Source organism: Dehalobacter sp. TeCB1 (assembly GCF_001707455.1).
Lineage (GTDB): Bacteria > Bacillota > Desulfitobacteriia > Desulfitobacteriales > Syntrophobotulaceae > Dehalobacter > Dehalobacter restrictus.
Window position 1 is genome coordinate 65008 of sequence record NZ_MCHF01000020.1, and the last position, 21968, is coordinate 86975.

The following is a 21968-nucleotide window of genomic DNA, read 5'->3' on the forward strand; positions in this document are numbered from 1 at the left end:
TAAACGCAAAATACCGGCCTTCGCCGGTATCTCCAGATTTCTTTATCATCTTATCTATATGTGTCTTTAAATATCTTGCTTCTCATCTGATCATTCATTCCTGCTTATAGATCAATAAGTGAAACAGGCAGCGTACGTTCCACTGCCTGTTTCAGCCACCTCGTCCACCTTTTCTCCCAGGAAGGTTCCCCATCCTTCCAATTAATTATTTTACTTGATGATATTTTCAAATGCAAGTGCAAATCCAAATATGTCCAACATAGGTACTAGTCCTTGAGAAATTTCCTTTCCAGATAAGCGGTAATTTCCTCCGGCTGGCACCTGTATACCTTCTGGGCAGGCTTCTCTCTTAAACCCTGCAGCCCGGAAGGGATATCCCAGCCTGTCAAAGCGCTGAGCCTGGTCAACGCTTCCCAGGGGCCACATTCTCTGTAGCTGTCACCGGCAATTGCTGTCAGCACGCTTTGAGCAAACTTGAAAGGACTCGCCGTTGAAGTCAGGACAGTAAAGGTTTTGTCCCCGCTGTTTTCTCGATAATCGTTGTAAACCTTCATCGCGACAGCCGTATGCGGGTCCAGCAGATAGTTGTCTTCTTCATACACTTTTTTGATGGTTTCGAAAACACCCTCTTCATCCGTCCAGCCAGCGATCATATTCTCCCTACAGGCAGTCAAAGTATCCGGATCCACACTGAACTTCCCTTCGCTGGAGAGACGTTGGAACCAGCTACTGGTCTTGCCGGCATCCCTTCCGGATACTTCAAACAAAAAGCGCTCAAAATTGCTGGAAATAAGGATGTCCATTGAAGGTGACGAAGTCAGATAAAACGGACGATTGCTTTCATAAGTTCCGGCAGTGAAGAAGTCTGTAAGCACATTGTTTTTATTCGATGCACAAATCAGCTTGCCCAGTGGCAGTCCCATTCTCTTAGCATAATAAGCGGCCAGAATATTGCCAAAATTACCCGTGGGAACCACGATGTTGATTTTCTCTTCCGCAGCAGTTCTTCCGAGTCTTACTGCCTCGAGATAAGCCCAGAAATAATAAACAATTTGAGGCAGCAGTCTTCCCCAGTTAATGGAATTCGCTGAGGAGAAAACCATATGGTTGGCATTCAATTTTTGGCGCAGTTCTTCAGATGAAAAAATCTTTTTAACTGCAGTCTGGCACTCGTCAAAATTTCCGTTGACCGCCACAACGAAAGTATTTCCTCCGCCTGTCGTAACCATCTGGCGCTCCTGCACAGCACTGACGCCGCCGTCGGGATAAAAAACCACAATCCGGGTACCCGGAACATCCTTAAATCCGTCCAAGGCGGCCTTGCCGGTATCTCCGGAAGTCGCCGTAAGAATCAGAACTTCCACATCAAGTCCAAGTTCTTTAATACTTGCAGTAAGCAGATAAGGCAGCACCTGCAGGGCCATATCCTTAAAAGCAGCGGTCGGGCCGTGCCAGAGTTCCAGCATCCCGCAGCCACCGACTTCAACAAGCGGTGCGGGGTTTGACGTATCAAAACGTCCGTCTCCGTATACTTTGACTGCCTCTTCCAGCGTTCCTGCCGGTAGATCTCCGCAATACAGCTTCATAATTTGCAGCGCAAGCTCGGCGTAACTGCAGTTGGCATATTGTTTCCAATCCACGCAGGGGATCTCCTGAGGAACAAATAGTCCTCCCTGAGGTACCATTCCTAGAGCAATCGCCTGGGCAGAGGTTTGAGCATCAATGTTGCCGCGGGTACTAAGATACATTTTTTCTCCTCCAATAATCACTGTGCAATATTTCAATCATCAATAATTGATATTTTACTTGATTTTATATGAAAAGACACGTAAAAACAATATAACTATAATAGAATCCTGCTTAACTATCAAGGATTATCCTGTATTATTTTGAACACAAGACAAGGTATTTTACGCCTGAGCAAGAATATATTGGATAAGCAACTGATGCACTGGATAAAATGACTCATATGGCTTGACATTCCTCAAATCAACCAGAAAGCAAGGCGAAATACGATGAAAGATAATTTCACCCGCAAATACAGACAGACTTTGCTGCTCGGCTTAATCAAGGTAATCCAGGAACTGTTCCCCGAAGAAATGCTGAAGATTCCTTATTCCATCCTTGACGGCGTTTATTGCGAATTTTCCGGCTCCTTGGTCTCTCCCAGAGAAGTCAGACAGATTGAAACAGCGTTAAAGAGCTGGGCTTATAATAAAAACTGCATTGAATTTTTGGGGAAAGAAGAGAATTTTCATATCTACAAATTGGATGAAGCCATCATAAAATCAATTTATTCCGCCTTCGAGGATACTTCTGCCATCAAGGATTTTCGGCTTATTCCTTTTCAGCCGGGATTTATTCTGGATTTTTCTGATGAGTCCGGTTATTTGGCAGACTTTGTTCTTCCCAAAAAGCTTTCAGCAACCTATACGGAAACGCAACGCTGGCTTGAAGTCCTGGATCTGGCTGAGGTCAAGGACGTGAATTCCTATATCAGAAACGGCCACTCCATCGATCTCATTAATATTGCTGAAGCTCTCCAGGAGAAAAAGATCGCGGACATTGCGGATATAATAACCAATGAAAATAAAAATGTCAGAATCGTGCTGATTTCAGGACCATCCTCATCAGGGAAGACGACCTTTACCCATCGTCTCTCGACTCAGCTGATCGTCAACGGCCTGAAACCGATTTCCTTATCTCTGGACAACTATTACCTGAATCGGGAAAACATTCCGCGTGATGCTTCCGGACAGCTGGATTTTGATACCCTATACTCCTTGGACCTTGCGCTGCTCAATGAACATCTGGATAAACTGATTATGGGAGAAACGGTCCAGACACCGGTATTCAACTTTTTCACCGGAAAGAGAAATCTGGACGGAAATTGTATCCGTCTTGACTCGGACAATATCCTGCTGGTCGAAGGCATCCATGCCCTGAACCCAGGTTTACTTACCATTAACAGAAATTCGTTCTTTAAAGTCTATATCAGTGCGCTTTTCCTGCTGAATATCGACCGCCACAACCGCGTCCCGACAACTGAGGCGAGACTGATCAGACGAATCGTACGCGACGATAAATTCAGGGGCTTTGGCCCGGAGCGGACTCTGAATCAGTGGCCAAGTGTCAGACGCGGGGAAAATACCAGCGTTTTCCGCTACCAGGAAGAAGCAGATATCATGTTTAATTCCAGCCTGCTCTTTGAAATGAACGCCCTGCGTTCCTTTGCCGAACCTCTTCTTGAAAAAATTCAGGAAACAAATATGTTTTACGATACTTCAATTCGTTTGCTAAATCTTCTGTCGTTTTTTGAACCCATGGACACATCCAACATCCCCTTAAATTCAATTCTCCGGGAATTTATCGGAGGAAGTATCTATAGTGAATAGCCATAACATATCATCCAAGGAGAAAATGATGGAACCCAACAGACTTATGATGCGTGATTGTAAAATAAACCGCATTCTTTGTATTTTAGAACAAACCTATCCGGAAGCGCACTGTGAGCTGAATTTTCGCAACCCCTTTGAACTCCTTGTTGCAACAATTCTCAGTGCCCAGACCACAGACCAAAAGGTCAACAAAGTAACAGCCGTACTTTTCGAACGCTGCCCCACTCCCAAAAAGATGTTGGAGATCACTCCCCGCGAGTTTGAAGAAATCATTCGCCCGATCGGACTCTTCCGCACCAAAGCCAAAAATATTCTGCAGACCTGCGAGCTGCTCATTGAAGAACATCACGGAGATGTCCCCTCGAATCTGGATGACCTCGTAAAAATGCCGGGTGTTGGCCGTAAAACAGCCGGAGTAGTCTTAGCAAACGCCTATGGCATTCCTGCTTTACCTGTGGATACCCACGTACTGAGGGTTGCCAATCGGCTCGGTCTGTCCCGGGAAAAAGACCCTTCTAAAGTAGAAAAAGAGCTTACCGCTCTTATCCCTATGGAACTATGGATTGATACCCATCACCGTTTGATTTTTCACGGTCGCAGACTTTGCCATGCCCGGAAGCCGGAATGCCCGGTCTGTCCTTTGAAAGACTGCTGTCCGGTATTTACCAGTGCTTCCTAATATCAATTCTTCCTCACCCTATTTTACAACATGAGCTGTCAACTGCATTAATGTGCTGCGGTTTTTCACCCCGGAAAGATTCTCACCCGTAATTTGCTCTCCTGCTTTTAATACTGTACCGTTTTCAAGCTGAATGTCATTATTCAGCGTTTTTCCGAGCAGGAACTGAAGCTGGCGCTGCTCAAAGACATTAAAATCCTCCGGATATATGATTGTCCCGCTATTTTCAGCTGTCTTCAGTAAACTTTCACTCTTACCGAACTGTTCAATTTTCTTCTTCAAAAGCTCTTTTTCACTCAAGGCCGGGCTCTCCTTACCGCTCGATGGCTCGGATGCCTCTAACGCCTTGTTCCGTTCCGGCTTGATCAGTTCCTTGGCTTGTTTTCCTGAAGAAGGAGGATTGTCATCAATCAGAATGATCTCCTTACCGTACGTGATCACGTGATCACATTTAAATTCGCTGCATTTCCCCTGCGGATCAACGACCTCACAGGCTGCAATTATTCCGGTTGTTTCATCGAACAGTATTTCCTTCACCTGACCTATTAGGCACCCCCGGGTCGTCAGAACCTGAGAACTAACGACCTTGACATCTTTTTTTAGAAGTTCCACAGCAAGGTTGTTATGCGCAACATCCTGAACAACGGTGCTGTCATTGATGATTAATGCATAATCCCCTAACCCCAGGATATCGGCGTAAGCGATTAATCTTGCACCAAAATAATCTGACGGCTGGTCGATGACAAAGAAAGCCAAACTCCCATCCTCAGAATTGATGATGATGTCTTTGACAGTGCTGATTTGCTTTCCTTCATTTATGCTGATAATTTTCAAACCCCGAATTTCTGCCGAAGACTTCATTTTCCGATATCCTCCCGCCTATTAAAAATGACTATCATTGCACTCTGAATGTAGTTCTACAATCATACAAAATTCTCCTTCTTTATCGAATAAAATACAAATACAACCTTATTGCTTCAATAACTGAATAAGGTCCATATGAGGCTGAAACAAAGTGCAGCCAGCCAAGGCAGCACATTCAGCCGGACAATCTGTGCGGCTTCCGTTTGGGTGACCGCACTGACAATAGCCGGGAATCCCCATGGAATCACTGCAGCGTCTGTCCAAATTGCCGTAACCTGCCCCAGAACGGCCAAAGGAACGGCTGAAATTCCGGCCGCCTGTCCGAGAGCCGCCGCAATCCCGCCGGCTAACGGCAGAGCAGCGAAACCGGATCCGCTCATTGCCCCCAATACCGCTGTCAGCATTACCAGCAAGGCACAGGAATACTTATTAAGCACCACGATACCGGATAACTTATAGGCCAGCTGTTCCAGATAGCCCGCACCTTGGTGCAGCAGGACATTTTCATAACCGGAATGCGTCCCGAGGAGGAAGAAACCTGATATTACAACGATCGGGGCAAATACCTCCATTGAAAACTTCATTCCGGTCTGGATATGCCGCCCAAAAGTATTAAAAGATGTCTTATAATCAGTCAAAATCGTGCCAAGAATCAGGACAAGCAGCGTTACGCCGCCGATAACCGCTACGGCACTGTCTCCCCGCAATCTGCCATAGATCAGCCAGATCACTGCCAACAAGTAAAATGCAACTGCCGCCAGTGCCAGGATCATTCTTTTTCTTTTCTGAATCTGATGGTTTTGCTTTATCGGAGAAAGTACATCAAATTCTTTTTGCTGCTCCTCCCCCTTCTGCCCGTCCAGTCGTTCCCTGTTGTCTGCCACCACGTACGCAGGAATGTTTTTCTTTTGCTGAACCATCATCATTCGAAAGCCGATCAAAGAAGCGATGATCCCGCTTCCGCATACAAGCGGCAGAGACTGCCGTAAGACCTGCTCCAGAGCGACACCGGCTGACCTGGCGCTAAGGCTGGGCGCACCCTGAATCACGTAATCACCGGCCAGCGCAATTCCTTCGCCAAAAATGCATAGACCAACCGCCAAACCAAGCGGAGAAATCCGGCTGCGGTGAATCAGTGGAAGGATCAAAGCCCCCAGCAGGGAGACTGCAGGCGTCGGCCACAGAAATAAACTAAAGGTAAGCAGCATGACCCCTGCGAGCCAGTACAAATAAGCGGCATTTTTAATCTTCAGAATTGGCTTGATCAGGATGGTTTCCGTTTTCGTTTCTTTCAGCATGCCGGTCATAGCGACTACCAATCCGATCAGCAGGATGATCGGAAGCAGATCCGCAGCTGTCAGGAGAAACCCCCGGAAGGCAGCCTGAATTCCCCCAAAGAAGCTGCCGGTGTCCAGCACGCCTACGGCCAAAAGTCCAATGGCAGCAATGATTACCGGTTTTTTCTTAAAAGAAATGGCGATTATGATCAAAAGAATAAAAGCAAAGTAGACAAGCATGCCGGGACTTGGCAAACGATATTCACTTCCTTTTCCAAAAGACAAATGCTATACTTTTTTATGGGTTGAATCATTTGAAATGAGAGGACTATGATCATGAAACATTATGATATCGGTATTGTCGGCGGTGGAATCTCCGGTATAATGTGTGCCTATGAACTGATCAAACACAACCCTAAGCTTAACATCTGCATTTTTGAAAAAGGAAACAGCATACGCGACCGAAAATGCCCCCTGACTGAAAACAAATCCGTGAAATGTGCCAATTGCCCGACCTGTGCGATCATGGAGGGGTTCGGAGGGTGCGGTTCCTTTTCTGACGGAAAATATAATTTTACCACCGAATTTGGTGGCTGGCTGAATGAGTATGTCTCCAATGACCATGTCATGGATCTGATAGAGTATATGGATTCCATGCTTGTTGACTTTGGCGCAACGACCAAACGTTTTAGTACCCAAACTCCCAAAGCGCGCGAAATCGGAAAAATTGCGCTCCAAAACGATCTTCATCTTCTCCAGGCCGAAGTCAAACACCTTGGCACTGAGAATAATCTTAAAATCATGACCAATATCTTCAATTTTTTAAAGGACAAAGTTGAAATCAGACATAAGACAGAAATCATCGATGTTTCCCAGAATAAAGACAGGTATATTTTGTCCGCAGCCGTTGGGGAATATTCCTGTGACTGTCTGGTCTGCGCGGTTGGCCGGGTTGGAAGCGAGTGGTTTACTTCATTATGCAGGAAGATGAATATTCCGATGACGAACAATCAAATTGATCTCGGCGTCAGAGTCGAACTTCCTTACGAAGTGTTCAGTCAGATCACCGATGAAGTCTACGAGGCTAAGTTGCATTACTACACCCGGAAATACAATGACCTGGTCAAAACCTTCTGCATGAATCCCCGGGGACATGTCGTCACAGAAAATACCGTCGGCGTACTTACTGTAAACGGTCACAGTTATTCCGACGATAAACTGAAAAGCAACAATACGAATTTTGCGCTGCTGGTCTGTAATAAATTCACTTCTCCGTTCAACGAACCATTAAAGTATGGCAAATATATCGCCACGCTTTCCAACATGCTTGGCGAAGGTGTCATCGTTCAGCGCTTCGGCGACCTGATGAAAGGCCGGCGGACAAATGAAAAAAGAATGATGAAATCATTCACCAAACCCACTTTGCAATCCGCGAACGCCGGCGATCTTGGACTTGCCCTTCCGAAACGCCATCTCGATAATATCATTGAAATGATCTATAAACTGGATAAAATCGCACCCGGAACGGCGAACTATGATACATTGCTTTACGGCGTTGAAGTGAAATTCTATTCGGCCAGGCCACAGCTGAACAAGCAGTTGGAAACAAAGTATTCGAATTTTTATGCGATTGGCGACGGAGCAGGCATTACCCGTTCCCTATCCCAGTCCGCAGCCAGCGGCATCTATGTCGCCCGCAATATACTAAAAAAGCTTGAAGTCTAGCTGGCTTATAGGTTTTGGCTTATCTGCGGGCTATAATACCGCTTTTCGGCTATTGGCCCGTAAATCTGCATGCTAGAAACTATGTAAACTATAGATTGCTTTCGAGGTAGTCGAGAGCTTCTTCTATACAGGGGTAGTTGCTGATACCTTCCGCAACGGCTGCATCCCCGATCATAAGGAAATCGTTTGTTTCGTCTTTCATTGGCAAATCCACGATCGTATTTCCAAATACAATGACTTCCTCACTGCGAATACCAAGGATCTCTTTGACCACAGCAAGGGCCCGACCCTTGCTGTTTTCTTTGGGCATGACCTCTACACAATCATCGTATCGATTGATTTTATACTTATTTCTCTTCACCGGTTCCAGAGCTTGTACTGCCTGATACAATAAATTAACCGTGGAAAAATCCTTAGGTGCGGCAGTCAGCATCGTCTGATTGGGCTGAAACCAGAGATCCGGAAATTTTTTCAGAAGATCTTGCTTCATTACCTCACCTATCTGGTGCGGGATAGCTTCAAGCTTTTTCTCCCATTTACGCAGCGGCTCAAAAATAACGCCGCCGTTTTCTCCTGCAACCAAAGGTTGACAGATCCCAATTCCCCTAGCCAATCCCGCCAGGTAGGAAGCCGTCCGACCGGAAATAAAAACAATTCTGATCCCCTGACGTTCCAGCGATCTTAATTTACAGGCTACCTGGGCAGTAATCGGATCGTCCGTTGGTGCCAAGGTACCGTCAATATCAAATACAGCAAGCTTGATTCCTATGCTAATCCCCTCCTTGATTGTACGAATACTTTCAAATACACCAAAGAACCAACCGTATAGTTGTATCCCGAAGGAGATTTTCTAATTCAATATATATTATTTTTATTAACCAATTAATTATTTGACTTCTCTCATATTCGCCAATATGTAGCCTTCAAATATTTCATTTATTTTCATTTGCTGTTCTCCTTAAAAAGAAAAGACACCTTGGGTTCAACCATCCATTTAAATAAAGTTCTAATTCCGTTCAAGGCCAGGATGATTGCCAGCGCTGCCCCAAGTATTATTACCAGCGCTCGCTGCGGTCCTGTCTGCAAAACCTGATAAAACCCGTATGCAACAAGGGCCTTCACGATCAATCCATGAAGCAGATACGTATACATCGTATTGCGCCCCAACGCTGAAACCAGAGGAACCTTCCTGCCAGGCACCAGCAGCAGCAGGCTCAGACCTAAAACTACAGCCAGCAGGTAAATACCTCCACGGTATAGACCTGCGAACCATTCCGTAGCGCCAAGCGCCTGATAAGATGCGCTCCCATAAAACCACGTAACGGTATAATTCTGACCAAAATAACAGAAAGCCAGAAAAGCCAGTAGCATAACACCGCCAGCAGCGAAGCGCCAATTTTTCGTCAGCAGCTTTTCCAGATGCTTTTTCTCAAAATAAAAGCCTGCCAGGAAAAACGGAAAGAAAACAACAATCCGCGACAGGCTCGCATAGTAACCCAGCTCACCCGTATATCCGGCAATAAGGCCGAAAAGAAATGTAACAGGCAGTGCATATCTGATCCTGACCACATAAGGCAGCGCCACTTTCCAAATAATCATGCTGAATAAAAACCACATGATCCAGTACGGCGTAAAAAAAGTAAAATGCAGGCTTTCCTTATGGAAAATCCAAAAGTCAAAAACGGAATAGATCATTTCGAAAATAACATAGGGTATGACTAGTTTGCTGATAATTTTTATCTCATATTTCGGATCATCAATATTCTTGGCAAAATAGCCGGAAATGAAAACAAACAGCGGCATATGAAATGAATAAATAAACGCATAAATGGATTTGAAAGCTGGAATATAGATCAGGGGTTCAATCATATGACCGACAACCACCAAAACAATCAGCATGAATTTCAGGTTGTCGAAGTACGGATCTCTTTGATTCATCCTCTGTCGGGTTCCTTTCTTTTCCTGATGATTTGATCTGGTTTATTATATCATTCATTTTGTCAAGAATCCTTAAAAAATTGCATTTAATTGGCCCCTTGTATTTAACAGGGGGCCAGGCTGCTGACAAGGCAATCGTTTGTCAGCAGTTTTTATCTTTTCAGAGGGGAAAAAAATATGGGCTTCCGGCAGAGGAACAGGAGGAATTTATCACGGATAACCAGGTCGGGAACATGAAGACTACTTTCTTCCTGGAGCCCATATTCGGGGTGATTTTGCAGCTGTACTGGTTCCATGTATGGTCACATTAATTGTTTGGGTATCAATACCGAAGATTTTTATAAATATGCAGTCATAGGTATCTGTAAGATTAATATCCAATTCGTAATTTCGTTCTGTTTCCGTCAGTTTTGTCTGATAATAATCTACGCTTACCTGGCTTTCATCCAGTCCATTTAATACTGCATAGGTGTCGGCAATGTCATTGAGCGTCGCTTCAGGATTTTCCGAATGATCGATCGCCAATGTTTCATTAAAACGCGCATCCCTGATTATTTGCCCAACCTCAAACAAGTGTAGACGATTTAAGTACATCCCGCCAATATCTACAACAAGTCCTGTAAACCCAAACAATACAATTAACAGGGCAGCAAATAGAATTGTGATATTTCCATCTTCATTTTTTAAAAGTTTACGCATCAGCAAGCAGACGCTTCTAGGCATATTGCCACCTACTTTCTGACCTAACACACTTTGATTTGCTAACCTTCTTTTGTCATAATCAGTCGATTTTTTTTAAGGTTTTTCGTAAATGTCAGCTGTTCTCCGAATATCACTCTTCCTACCGGAGTCAACGGTTCAACTGTATAAACTAAACTGGCTGTGATCTGCGCATATCTCCATTTTTTTGTATTTTGATCCGTACCGCCGCCACTTTTGGGCGTGTAGTAGTCTTTCTTTTCAGTCCAACATTTTAACTTGGCATCACTCACAGACAGATCTTCCTCATCAACCAGCGACGATGTCTTTTCCATTGCCTCTTTTATTGCTTTTTTGGCAGATTCTCCACTGATAGTTTGGGAATAATCACTATCATAGCTTATACCCATTGTCCAAGACGCATTGCGATAAGCGTAATCAAAAGTAAGATACTTATTCATCATCCACCCTAAATCTATCACAGCAAACGTTAACGTTAGAAATAAAGGAAGTACCAGGGCAAATTCAACAAGTGCCTGTCCATTTTCATTTTTTAGCATGCGCATCAAATTGAACACCCTTCCCTTCAAACGTATCCGTTCGATATCTCTAACCATCCTCAGGGTACCCCTCTAAAAACACCTGCGAAGTAAATGTTGACAATACCCTAAATTCATCACCAAAAAACAATTTTGACTGCGGCATGAGCACCGGTACATCATATTCCAAGGTTACTGTCGCGTTAAAATATGTATAATAGCTTGGTAATTCTTGAAATTGAGATCCCTTGTTCGCATGATACGTATAATTCCTTCGTTTTGTCTCTCCAGCTTTGGCCTCAACGGTTAACTGATCAAAATCCAATCTGTCTGTATAATCACTAATGGAATTTTTTACTTGTTCTTTGATATTTGTCTTGCTGGTAACTTGCCGGATTCCCTCATTTGCTGCACTCTGTACCAATACTTGTGCATCGACAATTCGTCCGGCATCCAAAATAAAACCAAAAAATAGTAGTAAGATAGGCAAAACCAGTGCAAATTCCACCATAGCCTGACCTTTTTTGCATTCCCGTATTTTTCTTAAACTAATAAATTCTCTGATTTTCATATTTTTACCGCCCAGCATTAATATAATCAGCCGCTGCCATATGCAACTAGTTAAGCCTTGTCTATTTTTTACAATATATTTACGTTTAGTTTACAATCATTTTACATTTGGTTTTATATGGATTCTATCTATAAAAACTCAGACCCTCAAGAGGAAATTTGTCGAAATGATGTCTTTTACAAGAAATTGATACTTTCGGACTATTTTTGTTTCCCAATAGTACCAGTAGATTAATCCATGCGTTCCCAGTACCTACATATTTTGCGTAAAAAAAAAGGCCCCTGAGGGTCTTATTTTCTATACGCTAACCGACTTTAATACAGCCCCAGCATCCTTCCAGGAAACCTGCCCGTTGGTGAATTCATGCAGCCAGCCAGTAAAGGTATCCTGATCTCCATCCCGGATGTATACTTCAAGATCAATTTCTTCACTAAACTTTTCATTACCGCTTTCCATGCCCTTTTGCTTCAGGCCGTACCGGATCTGTTCAAACCAGGAGTACGGAATCCGGAGTACATAGATCCGGTGCGGAACGAGCTGGACAATCGCTGTGTTCTCCAATGCAAGGCGGGCTGTCCCGCCATAGGCTCTTGTAAGTCCACCGGTACCAAGCAGGATACCGCCAAAATAACGCACAACAATGATCTGGATGTTCCAGAGCTGCCGGTGCTGGAGCAGTTCCATGACCGGTCTTCCCCCTGTACCCTGCGGTTCGCCGTCATCCGAGGCTTTCTCAATCCTGCCTTCGTGAATACGGTAAGCGTATACATAATGACGGGCATTAGGAAGGACTTCCCGGATTTCCTTCATATTTTTTTCGGCTTCGGCCGTGCCTTCGATATATTTAACCAAAGCGATAAACCTTGATTTTTCAACGACTTGTTCGGCCTCTGTCTCTCTCTCGATTGTTTTAAATGCTTCCACTTTTCGTCCCCACCATTAACTTAATTATAGTTTTAGCCAGTACCTATATTCTAAATATAACATAGATTTCAACTTATATCCTTTAACCCTTCTTATATTTGACTTTTTCACACTATAACCGAACACAAAAAAGCCAGGATTTTCTCCTGGCTGATAGTTGCTTCTATATTTTTCCCTGCCAGTAGGCACTGGTAAACTACTTCCGGCAGTACGGATATTTGTTTAAAAGAGTGCCAGGAAAGTTACATAGGCTAGGCAAAACTCATTTCCTGTCCAATATCCCAATTCATTCCCATCGCGGGGTCCTTGTCTGCGAGTTCCGGAGCTCTTTAACGATATCACTCCAAGAAATCAACAATTGTTCTTCCATCGTGAAACACCTCCTATTTATAAATACCATACTCCATGACAAATTCATTTACGGCGATGATGTTTTCCGCCTTGCCATCCGCTGGTGCAAGAAGCTCCTTATCGGTGCCAAAAATGTATCCTCCGCCTGCCATACCATCGATTAATTCTTTCGCTTTGGCAATACATTCTTCCTTGGTCCGCTCTTGATAGAGGTTCATAGCTTCACTTATTGATCAACCCACCCATCTCTGGCATATTTTTACACCTTCAGCTGCGTTTGTCGAAAAGGCATCGGCACCTATACTTTTACATACATTCTCATTAACGGGTACTCCGCCGATAATCACCTTAACTGAATTTCTAAGGCCTGCTTCATTAAGCGCATTAACTGTTTCTTTCTTACTATCCAGCGCCAAAGTCAGTACGCCGCTTAATCCTATAATATCAGGGTTAACCTCTTTTACCTTGTCCACGATCTGGTTAACCGGAACATTGATCCCCAGGTCGATCACCTCAAAACTCGCGGCTTCAGCCACGGATCTGAAAATATTTTTGCCTATGTCATGAATATCTCCAAAGACTGTAGCTAAAACAATCTTTCCGCCTTTTGCTGAGGAACCTGCACTTAAAGCCGGTTTGAGCTTGTCCATTACACTTTGCAACACTTCCCCGGCGAAGACCAAATCTCCAATAAAGTACTCGCCCGAATCATAGCGTTCACCTACGAGTGTCATACCTTGCTGACAAGCTTTAACAACTTCTTGAGCTTCTGCGGCATTGTCGTCTTTACTTAGTACTTCATCAATGGCCTTGTTTAGCACGTCTTCGTCCAAATCGGACATCGCTTGAGTCAGGACTTTCAAATCCACCACTTCAGATCATCCTCCATAAAAATTTGTGTATACAAGCAACTATACCAAATATACATTTTTTTAAATTTAGTATGAAATGATTTTTAGAAATTTTATGTTCAAATATATCCGGATCATTGATTGCATCTTTAGAACTGCTTTAGCTGTAACATTACACAATCTTTTATGGTACATGTATCTCAATTCATACTTTTGGATTTTGTCTGACAGTATCTATTTATTGAATTTCCACCACATCGTAACTGCCTGAGAAAATTGCAGCACCAAACCATAAAAAAGAGCCGCTTAAAAATGATATTTTGTTTTCACTCATAAAACCTCCATAAAATATGTAATGGGATATGCCATTGTAAAGCATATCCCATTTATGATTGAAGTATCTTTCCTATCTGGCATTAATGGCTGATGCCTCGCGATATCCCGTTTAAAGCCTCTCCAGCCTCATTGATATGAATATTTTCAATCGCGAGGTCACCTAACGCAATGACCCCAATAATTTGCCCCTTGTTCAGCACAGGAAGACGTTTTACCTGGTATTCAGCCATGGTTTCAGCAACAGTATCGATATCCTGCGTGCCATCGATACAGATTGGATCTACCGTCATGCACTGCTCGGCCGTCATCTGGTTGACATCCTTGTTCGAAGCGATGACCCTCAGAACAATATCCCGGTCTGTAATAATTCCCAATACTTTGCCGGCCTGAACGACCGGAACAGCACCAATATCTTTATCTCTCATAATTTTAGCGATATCCGTAACTTTGGCTGCTGGGTCCACCCAGCTTACATCTGTTGACATAATATCCATGACCCGCATATAAAAAACACCTCCGTTTTAATATTTCCACTAGTTTTTCACTGAAACCAATGAATTATGTCAGTAAATAATCCCTTTGTAAAACGTTGATTTTAATTAAAGAAAAATGATTATCTATACTATCTTTTGCTGTAAAAATAAAATTATCCTCGGTTGACCCGGGGATAATTTTATTACGTTATTTACTGCTATTATTGTTGTTTATAATTGAATTCCTTATTTTTATTCTATTTGTTTGATTCATTTTGGTTTTCGGCCATACACGATCGCCACAACACCGCCGACAAGATTTTTATATCCCGTATCCTGAAGTCCGCATTCAGCAAAGATCAGGGTGAGCTGACGCTGAGATTCAAACTCACAGGCTGAATCATAAAGATACGTGTATTCTTTTTGTTTTCCGCCGTGGATTTTTCCCAGCCACGGGACGATCTTCTCAAAATACAGCCAGTAAAACTGTTTGAAAACCGGTATAGTCGGTTTTCCCATATCCAGAGATACAACCATCGAACCAGGTTTGACAACACGGATCATTTCCCGGATTCCGCGGCGCAGATCAGGAAGATTCCTGAGCCCCCAGCCAACGGTCGCTCCGTCAAAACTGTTGTCGGTAAAAGGCAAGCTCATCGCATTGCCCTGCAAAAGCTCAATACTCGCTTTGTAACGGTCATTTTCAATATTTTTCCGGCCCACAACCAGCATTTCCTCTGAAAAATCGACTCCGGTGACTCTGCCGGAATCCCCGACGGCGACGGCAATTTCTCTGGTAAGCTTGCCGGTTCCGCAGCACAGGTCAATCATCTTCATTCCGGGTTTAGCCTCGACAATCCTGACTGCTTTGGCCCGCCAGGCGTTATCCATCCCCATACTCATCAGGGAATTCATTAGATCATATTTCCCGGCAATCGCGTTAAACGTTTCCTTGACGTATTCTGATTTATCTTTGCCTGCAAAATCCATTTTCTCTCTCCTTGTACCATCTTGCCCAGTATATGGTCAGTACTATCATATGATAATTAGCCCAAATTGTCCAATTTAAGAACTATCTAGAATATCTCACCTGAGAAGCAAATGATCTGATGAAAAGCAAACAGTAATCTAAAACACTATTGCTAATGATTTTCAACTATGGTAGGATAAAACTAATTTAATAGTATGGGGAGCTGGGGATGCTGGCTGAGAGGGATATCACGTATCCGACCCTTAAAACTGATCTGGGTAATGCCAGCGTAGTAATAATAAAAAACTTTAATAACTGCGCTGCCTTTGCAGCGTTTTTTGTTTGTCGGTCATGGTTGATAAGCAGTGTCTTATTATTTACAAAGTCACGGACAGTAATCTATAAAATACGTGAAGGAGAAATGTATTTTGGCGAAGATAACAATGGCCTTTCAGGTCATTCCAAAAGTTGAGGAATCCAGAATCTATCCGGTTGTTGATGAAGCAATCAAAGTTGTCGCCCAAAGCGGCCTTCCCTACGAAGTCGGTCCGATGGAAACAGCACTTGAAGGAGAGCCTGATGAAATCTGGCAGGTCATCAAAGATGCTATGGAGGCTTGTATCAAAGCCGGGGCTTCCAGGGTAATGACCAATGTAAAAATTGACTATGTACCCCAGGGTTCCACGATCAATGAGAAAATTGCCAAGTACCGCTGAAAAGAAGGGATTCCCATTGCTGAAAAACAATAGCCGGAGATTCCGACCACCGGCTGTACTGCTGAGGTATGCCCCTGCCCTTTTCTTTTTGGTTGTGCTGCTGGCAGTCTGGCAGCTTACGGTAAATTACTTCAGCATCCCCCGCTGGCTTCTTCCCTCTCCTTCTCAGATCGGGAAAGCTCTCTGGAATACGAAGGACGTGATCTGGGGCCATACCAAAGCAACGATCATTGAGACGACGTTGGGCTTAGGGCTCGCTGTTGCTCTGGGCATGACGGTCAGCACACTAATGACGCTGTTTCCGCTGTCTCGGCGGGTGTTTTACCCATTTCTGATCATTTCCCAGACGATCCCCTTGATAGCGGTCGCACCGCTGCTGTTGCTCTGGCTGGGGTATGGGGTACTGCCTAAAATCTTGATTGTCGTTCTGGTCTGTTTTTTTCCGATCGCGATCAGTTTGCTTGAAGGCCTTGAATTAAGCGATTTAGATCTTCTGCATCTGCTGCAAAGCATGGGCGCATCCAAATGGCAGGTATTCTCCCTAATCCGTTGGCCTCACGCTATGCCGGCACTGTTTTCAGGCTTGAAAATTGCTGCTGCCTACAGTGTCATGACGGCTGTCATCAGTGAATGGCTTGGAGCAAGCCAAGGGCTCGGTGTCTATCTGCTGCGTTCTTCGAATAATTTCCTTACCGACAGAGTATTTGCAGCAATCATTGCAATCACTGCTCTCAGCTTCTTTTATTATGCAATCATTATTATTCTGACCAGGCTACTGCTTCCCTGGTATTCCCGATACAGACGGACAAGCTGACCCAGGGACGTATCTTTCGTCCCCGTAAACAAGGAGAAAAGATACGTTCCTTCGCCCCCCAAAAAATACAAGTGAGGTATAGAAATGAAAACGAAAAAGATATTGGTTACGTTTATTGTGCTCCTTCTGATTCTCACTGTGACTCTTTCGGGTTGCAGCAAACAGGCTGAACAGAACTCCGTCCAGAATAACCAGCCGGTTAAACTAACGCTTATGCTGGACTGGACACCGAATACGAATCATACCGGGCTATTTGTTGCTCAGGATAAAGGCTATTTCAAAGACCAGGGACTCGAAGTCAACATTGTCAACCCATCGAGCCAAGGAACACTCGAGCAGCTTGTTGCAACCGGAAAGGTAGATTTTGGTATCAGTGCACAGGAACAGGTTACATCTGCCCGCCTCAGTGACTTGCCACTTGTCTCTCTGGCAACTATCATTCAACACAACACCTCTGGTTTTGTCTCGCTGAGAAGCAAGAATATCCTGACAGCCAAGGATTTTGAAGGAAAAACATACGGCGGCTGGGGGTTGCCTTCGGAAACCGCGATCCTTACAGCGCTGATGCAAAAAGAAAATGCCGACTTCAGCAAAATCAACATGGTCAATATCGGGGAAACCGATCAGTTGGCCTCTTTGAATAGCAATATTGATCTGACCTGGATTTTCTATGGTTGGACAGGTATCCAGGCTGAAATCAGAGGACAGGAACTTAATATGATCTGGCTGAAAGATATCGACCCTGCCCTCGATTATTACACACCGGTCATTGTCTCGAACGAGGAAATGATTCAGAGTAACCCCGATACTGTCCGCAAAATGATGCAGGCAATCGGTGCCGGCTACGAATATGCAATTGGGAATCCGGAAGAATCAGCTGAAATCTTGATCAAATACGCTCCTGAATCCGATCCGGAAATGATCAAACGCAGTCAGGCCTGGCTGAGCCCGCAGTACAAAGCCGATGCGAAACAATGGGGTGTCCAGAAAGCAACTGTCTGGGAAAACTACAGCAAGTGGCTCTATGACAATAAGCTCGTCACCAAAATGATGGATTCATCCAAAGCTTTTACCAATGATTTTCTTCCGACCAGATAACGGAGGTCAGACGCCTTGACACTTGCCTTAAAAAACCTTTCGAAAACCTATATCGAAAACGGTCAATCCATGGAGATTTTCCGGGATTTGAATCTGACCATCGAGAGCGGTTCTTTCGTCTCCCTGATCGGGCCTTCCGGTTCCGGCAAGAGTACGCTGTGCAATCTTATCGCCGGTATTGAAAAGCCCGACCAGGGGCAAATCCTTCTCGATGACCAAGAAATCACCGGAATGCCAGGACATGTCGGCTACATGTTTCAAAAAGACCTGCTTCTTCCGTGGCGGACTCTTCGGGAAAATGTAACGCTGGGCTGCGATCTCAGACGCCAGGATAAAAAAATCTCTTCAGTCGAGGCCATCAAGGGTCTGGAACATTTCGGGCTGCTCGATTTTGCCGATTACTATCCTCATCAGCTTTCCGGCGGCATGAAACAGCGTGGCGCCCTGCTCCGAACCATCCTATTCGGACAGCCCACGCTGCTTTTGGATGAGCCTTTCGGGGCGCTTGATGCCCTGACCCGCAGAGAAATGCAGCTTTGGCTGCTGTCAATCTGGATTGAAACGAAGCATACCGTGCTCTTTATTACCCATGATATTGAAGAAGCAATTCTGCTGTCGGATAAAATTTTTGTACTCAGCAAATACCCGGCAGAAGTTGTCGAGATCATCGACGTTCCGTTTCCCCGGCCGCGTGATCCGGAACTGATTTTTTCTTCCGGGATATTGCCTTTGAAGACAAAACTGTTTCACTTGCTGGGAACTTGATATCCAAAGAACGTTTGAAGATGTTTCAATACCTGAAAAACTTTTTCGAAATCCCGCTGGGTTCTTTTACCCTTTGGCGCGATATGTTAAAATAGGGTAAGCATTTTTTCCCAGGGAGGATAAGACTAATGTATGAACTAAAAAATTTTAGTGAAGTCATCGTGAAGAAAACACTGGAAGATTATCTGCCCGTCGCCAATATCCCTTGCAAATGCGAACGGTGTCAGGCCGACATAATGGCTTTTGTACTGAACCGCTTCCCTCCAAGATATTATGTTTCCTTAAAAGGCGAAGTCATGACACACTTTGAATCACAAATGTTTCCGGACAAAGCCCGAGTTTTGGCAGAAGTCGTTGGTGCTGCCCAGATAGTTGCTGCTTTCCCGTCCCATCCGCTTGACCAGAAAGAAGAATAAACCCGCATGGGATTAATGACAGTTGCAAAGGCGCTTCAAATGATATGAGGCGTCTTTACTTTTTCCAATCCTGGATTTGATTATCGCTATTTACTCTGTTACAATGATTGCGACTTCAAAATAAAAGCAGGTGATCAGCGTGATTTCCGAGTATCAGGGACTAAAACTCGACCAATTCCAAATGGATGCGATTGAAGCAATCAATCACGGGCATTCCGTCATTGTCTCAGCCCCTACCGGGACAGGAAAAACAATGGTAGCAGATTATCTGGTCGAAAAATCAATTCGGGAAAGCAAACGGATTATTTATACAGCACCGATAAAAGCGTTAAGCAACCAGAAATTCAAAGATTTTTCCCACCAATTTGGCAGCGAGACCGTCGGGATCATGACCGGGGATGTTGTGATCAATCCTGGCGCTCCGCTGCTGATCATGACGACAGAGATCTTCCGCAACCAGGTCATCACCAATGACCCGGAACTGGAGCACGTTTCCTATATCATCTTTGATGAGATTCACTGGCTTAATGATGAGGACAGAGGTACAGTCTGGGAAGAATCCATCATTCTCGCTCCGCCAAATATTAAGATTCTGGGCTTAAGTGCCACAATTGCCAATGCCGTGGAACTGAAGGGCTGGATCGAGGCCATCCGCAAAGACACCGTTGTGTTGATCGAGGAACAGCAAAGGATCGTTCCTCTGGAATATTATTATTTTTGTCAGGACACCGGCATCATCGGCTATGATGACCTGATCAGGTTCTATTATCAGAAGCTTAAATCCACGGACAGAACCGATAATTCCCCGCTGTTTAAACCGACGTCACATCTTGACCTGATCAAAACTGTTGATAAACAATATCTTCCTACCCTCTATTTTGTATTCAGCAGAAAGCAATGCGCCGATAAAGCGCATGAACTGGCCAATATCAAAAACTATCTGTCGTCGGAACAAAGCAAAGAAGTGAAAAACATTTTTTTGGAGCATTTTGGTGCTGAAGATACTTGGTCCTCTTCCACGCGCAAGTTATTCAGGGTCTGCCGGAAAGGTATTGCCTATCACCATGCCGGGCTGCTGCCTTTGCAGAAATCCGTCGTAGAGGATCTTTTCCTGGCCAAGATGATCTCAGTTCTGTACTGTACCGAGACCTTCAGTGTCGGGATCAACTATCCTGTCAAGGCCGTCTGCTTTGATTCCCTAAACAAATACGACGGACGCAGTTTCAGGGCTCTGGCAAACCACGAATTTTTTCAGATGTCCGGCAGGGCCGGCCGACGCGGCATTGACGAGATCGGTTATTCCTTTGCGATTGTTGATTTGAATTACTTTGAAAAAGAACCGCCGGTAAAATTTGATATTGCCAAGTTAGAACCTCTGACCAGTCAGTTTCGGCTTTCCTATAATACAGTTTTGAATCTCCTGGCAACATTATCGCCGGAGCAAATCGAAACCTATTTCAAAAAAAGTTTTGCTGCTCATTCCTATATCTTGACCGCACAAAAAACGGAAGAAGAGATTCGTCTTCTGTCCGAGCAATCAGCCCAAGCCAAAGAGAACCTTTGTGAGCATGTCGGGACCTATCGGTGTCCGCTGAATTACTACCCGAAAAAGAAAGAATTGGACAGGCTTCATAAAGCCTATGATAAATTGGACCCGCGACGCCGCAATAAGATTTTCGGGCGTCAGATGCACCGAAAAATCATGAAATGGGAGAAGATCCTTAAGACTGTTCCCCAGAAATGTACCAGAAAACAAAACGACAGCTGTAAATCCTTCGCCGGAAAGTGGATGAACCTCGAAAAAGAAATCACGGACCTCAAGAATCAATTGTTCTCAATGCCGGATTACAACACATTTAATTCCGAATTTGAAAGAAAAAAAGCCCTACTGCAGCAAATAGGCTATATCGGAAATGACAAGCTTTTGCCGCGGGGGGAGCTCGCCAGATATATTTATGTGCAGGAAATCCTGGTAACCGAGTTGATTTACTCAGGAATCATCGAACAGCTGGATGATGACCAGCTGACTGCGCTGATTTCCTGTATTGATTATGAAAGCAAACGTAATGAGTATTTCCAAAAGTTTGACCAGATTGATTTTAAGCCTGTCAGGGAAATCCTGAATTATATTCAGAGCATCTGCGGGCCTGACGCTGTGCGCTTTGAATCCAAGGCGGCCGTCCTTGCGTATCATTGGAGCAAAGGCGCCACATTAATCGAGCTTCAGCAGCTCTGCACCCTCGATGAAGGAGACATTATCGCGGTCTTAAGGCGAACCATCGATTTACTGCGCCAGATGCGGGAAGCCGTAACAGACCAGTCGTTAAGAGAACGCTTCAGCATCTGCATCAAGAAACTGGACAGAGATGAGGCTTCGATCCAAGAGTTAAATTAAGCTGCCTTGCCCTCTGTAGCCATCAAAAAGAGGAGCCGTTTTAGAGGCCACTGAAAAACACTTTGTTTTTCGCTTAAACCACACAACCAAAAAACCAGAAGATGAGATATATTGACTCATTCTCCTGGTTTTTCAATTCTTATATGTAATGGCTTAGTTTATCACTCTC

The 21968-nt window shown here is 44.3% G+C and carries 21 protein-coding genes, 1 pseudogene and 1 riboswitch; of the genes and pseudogenes, 9 read left to right on the top strand and 13 right to left on the bottom strand.

The features are described from left to right. Positions 1-266 precede the first annotated feature (266 nt). A complete protein-coding gene (gene thrC, locus A7D23_RS05885) occupies positions 267-1748 on the bottom strand; it encodes a threonine synthase (protein ID WP_019225767.1) in 1482 nt (493 codons plus the stop codon). Between the two features lie 267 nt (positions 1749-2015). Here thrC and A7D23_RS05890 point away from each other — a divergent pair, with 267 nt between their 5' ends. Together A7D23_RS05890 and nth are read left to right on the top strand one after the other, a co-directional pair. After that, positions 2016-3395 (top strand): nucleoside kinase, encoded by a 1380-nt coding sequence (locus A7D23_RS05890; protein WP_019225766.1) that lies wholly within the window; start codon positions 2016-2018, stop codon positions 3393-3395. Between the two features lie 28 nt (positions 3396-3423). After that, positions 3424-4077 (top strand): endonuclease III, encoded by a 654-nt coding sequence (nth, locus tag A7D23_RS05895; protein ID WP_019225765.1) that lies wholly within the window; start codon positions 3424-3426, stop codon positions 4075-4077. A gap of 18 nt (positions 4078-4095) precedes the next feature. On the opposite strand, the gene A7D23_RS05900 is transcribed toward nth, so the two are convergent. After that, positions 4096-4938 (bottom strand): PRC-barrel domain-containing protein, encoded by an 843-nt coding sequence (locus tag A7D23_RS05900; RefSeq protein ID WP_019225764.1) that lies wholly within the window; start codon positions 4936-4938, stop codon positions 4096-4098. A 116-nt stretch (positions 4939-5054) separates the two neighbouring features. Beyond that, the gene (locus A7D23_RS05905) at positions 5055-6473 is read right to left on the bottom strand and encodes a hypothetical protein (protein WP_019225763.1); all 1419 of its coding nucleotides are present in this window, start codon (positions 6471-6473) and stop codon (positions 5055-5057) included. Between the two features lie 75 nt (positions 6474-6548). Here A7D23_RS05905 and A7D23_RS05910 point away from each other — a divergent pair, with 75 nt between their 5' ends. After that, positions 6549-7943, top strand: a complete 1395-nt coding sequence (locus tag A7D23_RS05910; protein WP_019225762.1) for an FAD-dependent protein — start codon at positions 6549-6551, stop codon at positions 7941-7943. An 88-nt stretch (positions 7944-8031) separates the two neighbouring features. On the opposite strand, the gene A7D23_RS05915 is transcribed toward A7D23_RS05910, so the two are convergent. From A7D23_RS05915 to A7D23_RS05960, 10 genes and pseudogenes are all read right to left on the bottom strand, one after another. After that, on the bottom strand, positions 8032-8790 hold the full coding sequence (locus A7D23_RS05915) for an HAD family hydrolase (RefSeq protein WP_348980997.1): 759 nt from the start codon (positions 8788-8790) through the stop codon (positions 8032-8034). Between the two features lie 95 nt (positions 8791-8885). Next, on the bottom strand, positions 8886-9881 hold the full coding sequence (locus A7D23_RS05920; RefSeq protein ID WP_019225760.1) for an acyltransferase family protein: 996 nt from the start codon (positions 9879-9881) through the stop codon (positions 8886-8888). Positions 9882-10121: 240 nt separating this feature from the next. Further along, a complete protein-coding gene (locus A7D23_RS05925; RefSeq protein ID WP_019225759.1) occupies positions 10122-10604 on the bottom strand; it encodes a Tad domain-containing protein in 483 nt (160 codons plus the stop codon). Positions 10605-10642: 38 nt separating this feature from the next. Then, a complete protein-coding gene (locus tag A7D23_RS05930) occupies positions 10643-11197 on the bottom strand; it encodes a TadE family protein (protein ID WP_019225758.1) in 555 nt (184 codons plus the stop codon). After that, entirely contained in the window at positions 11190-11690 is a 501-nt protein-coding gene (locus A7D23_RS05935; RefSeq protein WP_019225757.1) for a TadE/TadG family type IV pilus assembly protein, read from the bottom strand. The genes A7D23_RS05930 and A7D23_RS05935 overlap by 8 nt, the downstream gene beginning before the upstream one ends. Before the next feature lie 297 nt (positions 11691-11987). Beyond that, a complete protein-coding gene (locus A7D23_RS05940; RefSeq protein WP_019225756.1) occupies positions 11988-12614 on the bottom strand; it encodes a YigZ family protein in 627 nt (208 codons plus the stop codon). A 383-nt stretch (positions 12615-12997) separates the two neighbouring features. Beyond that, positions 12998-13162, bottom strand: a pseudogene (locus tag A7D23_RS05945) (uroporphyrinogen decarboxylase); the annotation flags it as partial. A gap of 36 nt (positions 13163-13198) precedes the next feature. Further along, on the bottom strand, positions 13199-13837 hold the full coding sequence (locus tag A7D23_RS05950; RefSeq protein ID WP_019225754.1) for a cobalamin-dependent protein: 639 nt from the start codon (positions 13835-13837) through the stop codon (positions 13199-13201). A gap of 395 nt (positions 13838-14232) precedes the next feature. Next, positions 14233-14655 (bottom strand): CBS domain-containing protein, encoded by a 423-nt coding sequence (locus A7D23_RS05955; RefSeq protein WP_019225752.1) that lies wholly within the window; start codon positions 14653-14655, stop codon positions 14233-14235. Positions 14656-14895: 240 nt separating this feature from the next. After that, positions 14896-15615 (bottom strand): demethylmenaquinone methyltransferase, encoded by a 720-nt coding sequence (locus A7D23_RS05960; RefSeq protein ID WP_019225751.1) that lies wholly within the window; start codon positions 15613-15615, stop codon positions 14896-14898. 186 nt (positions 15616-15801) lie between these two features. Continuing rightward, positions 15802-15908: riboswitch (TPP riboswitch) on the top strand. 115 nt (positions 15909-16023) lie between these two features. Between A7D23_RS05960 and A7D23_RS05965 the strand changes: the two genes are divergently transcribed. From A7D23_RS05965 to A7D23_RS05990, 6 genes are all read left to right on the top strand, one after another. Next, entirely contained in the window at positions 16024-16311 is a 288-nt protein-coding gene (locus A7D23_RS05965) for a thiamine-binding protein (protein ID WP_015042425.1), read from the top strand. A 16-nt stretch (positions 16312-16327) separates the two neighbouring features. Further along, the gene (locus tag A7D23_RS05970) at positions 16328-17125 is read left to right on the top strand and encodes an ABC transporter permease (protein WP_019225750.1); all 798 of its coding nucleotides are present in this window, start codon (positions 16328-16330) and stop codon (positions 17123-17125) included. A gap of 84 nt (positions 17126-17209) precedes the next feature. After that, positions 17210-18223 carry an ABC transporter substrate-binding protein gene (locus A7D23_RS05975; RefSeq protein ID WP_019225749.1) on the top strand — a complete coding sequence of 338 codons (1014 nt, stop codon included), beginning with the start codon at positions 17210-17212 and terminating at the stop codon, positions 18221-18223. Between the two features lie 15 nt (positions 18224-18238). After that, positions 18239-18988, top strand: coding sequence for an ABC transporter ATP-binding protein (locus tag A7D23_RS05980; protein WP_019225748.1), 750 nt, complete (start codon positions 18239-18241; stop codon positions 18986-18988). A gap of 128 nt (positions 18989-19116) precedes the next feature. Then, positions 19117-19404 (top strand): late competence development ComFB family protein, encoded by a 288-nt coding sequence (locus A7D23_RS05985; protein ID WP_019225747.1) that lies wholly within the window; start codon positions 19117-19119, stop codon positions 19402-19404. A gap of 139 nt (positions 19405-19543) precedes the next feature. Continuing rightward, a complete protein-coding gene (locus A7D23_RS05990; protein ID WP_019225746.1) occupies positions 19544-21799 on the top strand; it encodes a DEAD/DEAH box helicase in 2256 nt (751 codons plus the stop codon). Positions 21800-21968: the final 169 nt, after the last annotated feature.

Coding starts and splice junctions, on each gene's coding strand:
- thrC (WP_019225767.1), bottom strand. CDS start 1,748: ATGTATCTTAGTACCCGCGGCAACATTGATGCTCAAACCTCTGCCCAG.
- A7D23_RS05890 (WP_019225766.1), top strand. CDS start 2,016: ATGAAAGATAATTTCACCCGCAAATACAGACAGACTTTGCTGCTCGGC.
- nth (WP_019225765.1), top strand. CDS start 3,424: ATGGAACCCAACAGACTTATGATGCGTGATTGTAAAATAAACCGCATT.
- A7D23_RS05900 (WP_019225764.1), bottom strand. CDS start 4,938: ATGAAGTCTTCGGCAGAAATTCGGGGTTTGAAAATTATCAGCATAAAT.
- A7D23_RS05910 (WP_019225762.1), top strand. CDS start 6,549: ATGATCATGAAACATTATGATATCGGTATTGTCGGCGGTGGAATCTCC.
- A7D23_RS05920 (WP_019225760.1), bottom strand. CDS start 9,881: ATGAATCAAAGAGATCCGTACTTCGACAACCTGAAATTCATGCTGATT.
- A7D23_RS05925 (WP_019225759.1), bottom strand. CDS start 10,604: ATGCCTAGAAGCGTCTGCTTGCTGATGCGTAAACTTTTAAAAAATGAA.
- A7D23_RS05930 (WP_019225758.1), bottom strand. CDS start 11,197: ATGGTTAGAGATATCGAACGGATACGTTTGAAGGGAAGGGTGTTCAAT.
- A7D23_RS05935 (WP_019225757.1), bottom strand. CDS start 11,690: ATGAAAATCAGAGAATTTATTAGTTTAAGAAAAATACGGGAATGCAAA.
- A7D23_RS05955 (WP_019225752.1), bottom strand. CDS start 14,655: ATGCGGGTCATGGATATTATGTCAACAGATGTAAGCTGGGTGGACCCA.
- A7D23_RS05960 (WP_019225751.1), bottom strand. CDS start 15,615: ATGGATTTTGCAGGCAAAGATAAATCAGAATACGTCAAGGAAACGTTT.
- A7D23_RS05975 (WP_019225749.1), top strand. CDS start 17,210: ATGAAAACGAAAAAGATATTGGTTACGTTTATTGTGCTCCTTCTGATT.
- A7D23_RS05985 (WP_019225747.1), top strand. CDS start 19,117: ATGTATGAACTAAAAAATTTTAGTGAAGTCATCGTGAAGAAAACACTG.